Raw genomic sequence first — 6,157 nt, 5'->3', positions numbered from 1 at the left:
CGGGGGGGTTGACGCGCGGGTGCGGGCGGGGGCCCCCCCCCCCCGCCCGCCCCCCCCGCGGCCCGGGGCCCCCCCCCGGGGGGGCGGGGGGGCCCCCCCCCCCCCCCCCCGTTCGCGTGTGCGCGGTGGGACTACGGCGCGGCGATCAGCACCAGGCCGTAGACGACGGCCGCGGCGCAGACGGCGAAGCAGGCGTACGCGCCGGCCAGCGCCAGCCGGCCGCCGGCGGCCTGGGCGGTGCCGGCCTGGGCGGTGCCGTCCTCGCGGGCGGTCAGCGCGGCCTCGCGGCGGGACAGGGCCAGGATGCCGAGCGCGAAGACGGTGACCACGGCGACGGTGACGCCGAAGCTGATTCCGGCGGTCTGGGCCAGGGCGTTCCACTTGATGTGCATGGTGTGTGCTCCTCAGCCGACGGCGCTCAGGCCGCGACCGTGGTCGAGGCGGTGGTGGGGGCGGCGTTCGCCGGGGCGGCCGGGGTGACGTCGACCGCGGTGACGTCGGCGGCGGTGACGTCGAGCGTGGTGACGTCGACCGTCGTGACGTCCTCGACGGAGCCGACCTCGTTGACGTTGTCCGCGCCGACCGGCTGGCGGCGGGAGATCAGCCACATGCCGCCCGCGCCGGCGACCAGCGCGGCGCCGACCAGCACCACGCCCCAGGTGCCCTGGCGGACCACCAGGGCCGCGCCGCCGGAGACCAGGCCGGCGGCCGGCAGGGTCAGGCCCCAGGTGTAGACCATGCGGCGGACCATGCTCCAGCGCAGCTCCGGCTTCGGGCCGCCGAGACCGGCGCCCATGATGCCGCCGGTGCAGACCTGGGTGGTGGAGAGGCCGAAGCCCATGTGCGACGAGGTGAGGATGACGGTCGCGACCGACGACTCGGAGGCGAAGCCCTGCCGCGGCTGGATGTCCGCCAGGCCCTTGCCCATCGAGCGGATGATCCGCCAGCCGCCCATGTAGGTGCCGAGCGCGATCGCGGCGCCCGCCGAGACGATCACCCAGGTGGGGGGCAGCGCGCCCTTGGGCAGGGCGCCGACCGAGACCAGGGTCAGGGTGATGATGCCCATCGTCTTCTGGGCGTCGTTGGTGCCGTGCGCGAGCGAGATCAGCGAGGACGAGAAGATCTGGCCCTTGCGGAAGCCCTTGTCCGTCGTGGCCCCGTTGCTGCGGCGGGTGATCAGGTACGCCAGCTTCGTGGCGCCGAAGGAGGCCAGGCCCGCGACGAACGGGGAGGCGACCGCCGGGATCAGGATCTTGGTGACCACGGTGTCGAAGTTGACGCCGTTCATGCCGACGCCGACGATCGTGGCGCCGATCAGGCCGCCGTACAGGGCGTGCGAGGAACTGGACGGCAGGCCGCGCAGCCAGGTCAGCAGGTTCCACAGGATCGCGCCGACCAGGGCGGCGAAGATGATCTCGGGGTGGATGCCGGTCTTCTCGTTGACGATGCCGCCGGAGATGGTGGTGGCGACCTTCACGGACAGGAACGCGCCCGCGAAGTTGAGGACGGCCGCGATGGTGACCGCGACCTTCGGCCGGAGGGCTCCCGTCGCGATCGCGGTGGCGGACGCGTTCGCGGTGTCGTGGAACCCGTTGGTGAAGTCGAAGGCGAGCGCCGTGATGATCACAACGGCTACCAGGAACGAGATGTGTTCCATACCCAAACAATCGTCGTAGTTGTCGCACGGACGTTGGTGTCGCTCGCGACCGTAGGCAGGTTCGGTGAACGGAAGGTGAACTGAGCCGGGAATCGTGGTTCCGCTGGTGTCCTGGCGATGGCCGTAAGCTTTCGCAGGAGTGACATGGGTCGCGCTGAGCTGGACCTTAGCGAAGAACGCCCCGGTTCGCACACGTTTGCTGAGACCTGTCTCACAGGTGAACGGGACCGTGAACGGGACCGTGAACGGGGCTGTGAACGGGGCTGTGAACGGAGAATTCACCTTCCGGTCCTGGCGCGCCCTGTTTCCGGCGGGTAACCCGTGGGAGGATCGCCGGGATCCGGGGAACCCGGGGACGGGCAGGGCGGGGAGGAAGACCCATGGGCGGGGAATCGCGGCGCGGCGAGACGGTGGGCGTACGACCCTGGGTGCGGGCCGCCCTGCGCTGCGGAGCCGTGCTGGCCGCCGCCGCGCTGGCGCTCCCGTTCGCCGCCGGGGCCGCGTACGCCGCACCCGACCCGGGCACGCCCGGCGTGACGGCGCCCACGGCCGCCCCGGGGGACGACCCGCTCGCCGCCGCCAAGGCCACCCTCGGACCGCTGCTCGACCAGCTGCACGCGCTCTACCAGGGCGCCGAGGCCGCCACCGAGCAGTACAACGGTGCGGTCGCCAAGGTCACCGAGCAGCAGACCGCCCTCACCGACCTGCAGAACCGCCTCGAACGCCAGCAGAAGCAGGTCGACGCCGGCACCGACATCGCCGCGCAGCTCGCCGCCGCCCAGTACCGCAACGGTGCCACCTCCGCCTACGCCGAACTCCTGCTCTCCAAGGACCCGTACGAGGCCGTCACCATCGCCGAGCTGCTCGCCACCGCCAGCCGCTCGCAGTCCGAGTTCCTCGACCGGCTCAAGGCCGACCGCAACGAACTCGCCGGGCTGACCGCGCAGACCGCGGACGCCCTCAAGACCTCCCAGGCGCTCGTCGCCCAGCAGGAGGCGGCGAAGGCCAAGGTCGCCACCGACCTCGCCGCCGTCGAGCAGCTGGTCTCCTCGCTCACCGGCGCCCAGCGCACCGAACTGGAGAAGCTGGAGAAGGCCAAGGCCGACGAGGCCCAGCTCGCCTTCCTCGCCAGCGGCGCCCTCGGCCAGGGCGAGCGCACGCCCTCGCTGGCCGGTCGCGCGGCGGTCGCCTTCGCGCTGGCCCAGCTCAACAAGCCCTACCTGTGGGGCGGCATCGGCCCGGACTCGTACGACTGCTCCGGCCTCACCTCGCAGGCCTGGCTGCACGCCGGCAAGCCGATCCCGCGCACCAGCCAGGAGCAGTGGGCCGAGCTCCCGCACGTCGCGCTGAACCAGATCCGGCCCGGCGACCTCATCGTGTACTTCCAGGGCGCCACTCACGTCGCGATGTACATCGGCGGTGGGCTGATCGTGCAGGCCCCCCGGCCGGGCGCGGTGATCAAGGTCTCGCCGATCGGCTCGATGGCGATCCTCGGGGCCGTCCGCCCCGACCCGTCCGGCGCGGCCGACGACGCCGGCGGCGCCTGGAAGGTGCCCGACCTCCCGACCGGCTGGGACACCGTCACGCCGATCGCCCCGACCCCGGCCGAGCAGCGGCCGCCGGTGCCGGCCCCGGCCCCGGGCACGGCCCCGGCCCCGGGCACGACCCCGGTCCCGGGCACGCCGGCGCCGAACCCGGGGACCCCGTCCACCACGCCCGGGACGCCGTCCACCACGCCAGGGACGCCGAGCAACCCGGGGACGCCTTCGGGGACGGGTACGCCGACTCCCTCGGGGACGGGTACGCCTTCGGGGACGGGTACGCCGACGCCGAGTGGGACGGGCACGCCGACGCCTTCGGGTACGGGCACGCCGACGCCGTCCGGTACGGGGACGCCCACTGCTTCGGCGCCCGGGAGCGCCACTGCCACGCTGCCGCTGATCGGTGGCCTGCTGCCCTGAGTCCTGTAGCCGGATGGAGAGGCCGCCCTGAGGGGCGGCCTCTCCGTTGTTTGGAGGCTCAGCCCGCGGTGCTGTCCGGCTCGAACCGGATGACGACCGCCTTCGACGTGGGGGTGTTGCTGATGTCGGCCGTCGAGTCGAGCGGGACCAGTACGTTCGTCTCGGGGTAGTAGGCCGCGGCCCCGCCGCGGGCCACCGGGTAGTGGACCACCTTGAAGTGCGGTGCGCGGCGCTCGACGCCGTCCTTCCACTCGCCCACCAGGTCGACGAACGCGCCCTCGGTCAGGCCGAGTTCGGCGGCGTCGGCCGGGTTCACCAGGACCACCCGGCGGCCGCCCTTGATGCCGCGGTAGCGGTCGTCGAGGCCGTAGATCGTGGTGTTGTACTGGTCGTGCGAGCGCAGCGTCTGCAGCAGCAGGCGACCCGGCGGGACCTCCGGGGCGGTCAGCGGGTTGACGGTGAAGTTGGCCTTGCCGGTGGCGGTCGGGAAGGTCCGGGAGTCGCGCGGGCCGTGCGGCAGGGTGAAGCCGCCGGGGCGGCGCACCTTCTCGTTGTAGTCCTCGAAGCCGGGCACGACCCGGGCGATCCGGGCCCGCAGGGTGTCGTAGTCGCCGGCGAAGTCCTCCCACGGCACGGTGTCCTGCGGTCCGAGCACGGCGCGGGCGAGGCGGCAGATGATCGCGGTCTCGGAGAGCAGACCGGGCGCGGGCGGGCGCAGGCCGCCGCGCGAGGCGTGCACCTGGCCCATCGAGTCCTCGACGCTGACGAACTGGGCGCCCGAGCCGGTGACGTCCCGGTCGGTGCGGCCGAGGGTGGGCAGGATCAGCGCGCGGGCTCCGGTGATCACGTGCGAGCGGTTCAGCTTGGTCGAGACGTGCACCGTCAGCCGGCAGCGCCGCATCGCGGCCTCGGTGACCTCGGTGTCCGGCGTCGCCGCGACGAAGTTGCCGCCCATCGCGAAGAAGACCCCGACCTTGCCGTCGCGCATCGCGCGGATCGTGTCCACCGAGTCGAGGCCGTGCTCGCGCGGCGGTTCGAACGCGAACTCCTTGCCGAGCGCGTCCAGGAACGCCTTGCTCGGCCGCTCGAAGATGCCCATCGTCCGGTCGCCCTGCACGTTGCTGTGCCCGCGCACCGGGCAGACGCCCGCGCCGGGGCGGCCGACGTTGCCGCGCAGCAGGAGGAAGTTGACCACCTCGCGGATGGTCGGGACGGCGTGCTTGTGCTGCGTGAGGCCCATCGCCCAGCAGACGATGATCTTCTTCGAGGCCAGCACCATGCGGCCGAGCTCCTCGATCTGCTCCCAGGGCAGGCCGGTCGCGGCGAGGACTTCGTCCCGGTCGGTCGTTGTGGCCTGGGCCTCGAACTCCTCGTAGCCGTGGCAGTGCTCGTTGACGAAGGTGCGGTCGACGCCGTTTCGTTCCAGGACCAGCTGGTTGAGTGCCCGGAACAGCGCGAGGTCGCCGCCGAGGCGGATCTGCAGGAACAGGTCGGTCAGCTTGGTGCCGTGGCCGACCAGGCCGCGGGCGTTCTGCGGGTTCTTGAAGCGCTCCAGGCCCGCCTCCGGCAGCGGGTTGACGCTGACGATCTTCGCGCCGGCCCGCTTGGCGCGCTCCAGGGCGGAGAGCATCCGGGGGTGGTTGGTGCCCGGGTTCTGGCCGGCCACGATGATCAGGTCGGCCTGGTAGAGGTCCTTCAGGCTCACGCTGCCCTTGCCGACGCCGAGCGTCTCGGTGAGCGCCGAACCCGAGGACTCGTGGCACATGTTGGAGCAGTCCGGCAGGTTGTTGGTGCCCAGGCGGCGGGCGAACAGCTGGTAGGCGAAGGCGGCCTCGTTGCTGGTGCGGCCCGAGGTGTAGAACGCGGCGCCGTCCGGGGTGTCGAGGGCCTTGAGTTCCTCGGCGATCAGCGCGAAGGCGTCGTCCCAGGAGACCGGGGTGTAGTGCGTCGCGCCCTCCTCCAGCAGCATCGGCTGGGTGAGGCGGCCCTGCTGTCCGAGCCAGTAGCCGGAGCGCTCGGCCAGGTCGGCGACCGGGTGCGCGGCGAAGAACTCGGCCCGGATCCGGCGCTCGGTCGCCTCCTCGGCGACGGCCTTGGCGCCGTTCTCGCAGAACTCCGCGGTGTGCGTCTTGTCCGGCTCCGGCCAGGCGCAGCCGGGGCAGTCGAAGCCGTTCGGCTGGTTCACCTTGAGGAGCGTGGCGAGGGTGCGGCGGGCGCCCATCTGCTCGGTGGCCATGCGGAGGCTGTGGCCGACGGCGGGCAGGCCGGCGGCCGCGTGCTGCGGCGCGGACACCTCGGGGGCGTCCTGCAGGGGGTCGCTCTGCGGGGCCTGCTTCGGCATGACTGCGCTCCTCGGCTCTGCTCTTCGGGCCGCCGCACCGTCGCGGGGGTCCGGGGACCATCTTTTCACCTGGGGGATCGGGGTGGGAGGGCCGCTGCGCGGGGCGTGGGGTGGGGGGCTGTGGCTTATAAACAACTGACGCTGCCGCCGACAAATCAAGTGTATATCTCGGTGGTGGCCGGATCAATAAAAACGGGG

Annotated in this window: 4 protein-coding genes; 1 reads left to right on the top strand and 3 read right to left on the bottom strand. The window is 72.6% G+C overall.

Features of this window, described 5'->3' with window-relative positions:
* Nucleotides 1-131: 131 nt before the first annotated feature.
* Nucleotides 132-392 (bottom strand): hypothetical protein, encoded by a 261-nt coding sequence (locus ACFV4F_RS37995; RefSeq protein ID WP_380438591.1) that lies wholly within the window; start codon nucleotides 390-392, stop codon nucleotides 132-134.
* A 26-nt stretch (nucleotides 393-418) separates the two neighbouring features.
* Nucleotides 419-1,657: an anion permease gene (locus tag ACFV4F_RS37990; protein ID WP_380509692.1), complete on the bottom strand. Its 1,239-nt coding sequence runs from the start codon at nucleotides 1,655-1,657 to the stop codon at nucleotides 419-421.
* Between the two features lie 380 nt (nucleotides 1,658-2,037).
* On the opposite strand from ACFV4F_RS37990, the gene ACFV4F_RS37985 reads away from it, so the two are divergent.
* Nucleotides 2,038-3,618, top strand: coding sequence for an NlpC/P60 family protein (locus tag ACFV4F_RS37985; RefSeq protein ID WP_380509689.1), 1,581 nt, complete (start codon nucleotides 2,038-2,040; stop codon nucleotides 3,616-3,618).
* 58 nt (nucleotides 3,619-3,676) lie between these two features.
* On the opposite strand, the gene ACFV4F_RS37980 is transcribed toward ACFV4F_RS37985, so the two are convergent.
* Nucleotides 3,677-5,959 (bottom strand): FdhF/YdeP family oxidoreductase, encoded by a 2,283-nt coding sequence (locus ACFV4F_RS37980; protein ID WP_380438597.1) that lies wholly within the window; start codon nucleotides 5,957-5,959, stop codon nucleotides 3,677-3,679.
* Nucleotides 5,960-6,157 lie beyond the last annotated feature (198 nt).

This window comes from Kitasatospora sp. NPDC059722, from assembly GCF_042733235.1.
In the GTDB taxonomy this organism is placed as follows: Bacteria; Actinomycetota; Actinomycetes; order Streptomycetales; family Streptomycetaceae; genus Kitasatospora.
The sequence above is the reverse complement of the archived record's forward strand: the minus strand, read 5'-3'. Positions and strand labels throughout refer to the sequence as shown.

Bases quoted from the DNA above. Each gene is read 5' to 3' on its own strand.
- ACFV4F_RS37995 (WP_380438591.1), bottom strand. From the start codon at position 392: ATGCACATCAAGTGGAACGCCCTGGCCCAGACCGCCGGAATCAGCTTC.
- ACFV4F_RS37990 (WP_380509692.1), bottom strand. From the start codon at position 1,657: ATGGAACACATCTCGTTCCTGGTAGCCGTTGTGATCATCACGGCGCTC.
- ACFV4F_RS37985 (WP_380509689.1), top strand. From the start codon at position 2,038: ATGGGCGGGGAATCGCGGCGCGGCGAGACGGTGGGCGTACGACCCTGG.
- ACFV4F_RS37980 (WP_380438597.1), bottom strand. From the start codon at position 5,959: ATGCCGAAGCAGGCCCCGCAGAGCGACCCCCTGCAGGACGCCCCCGAG.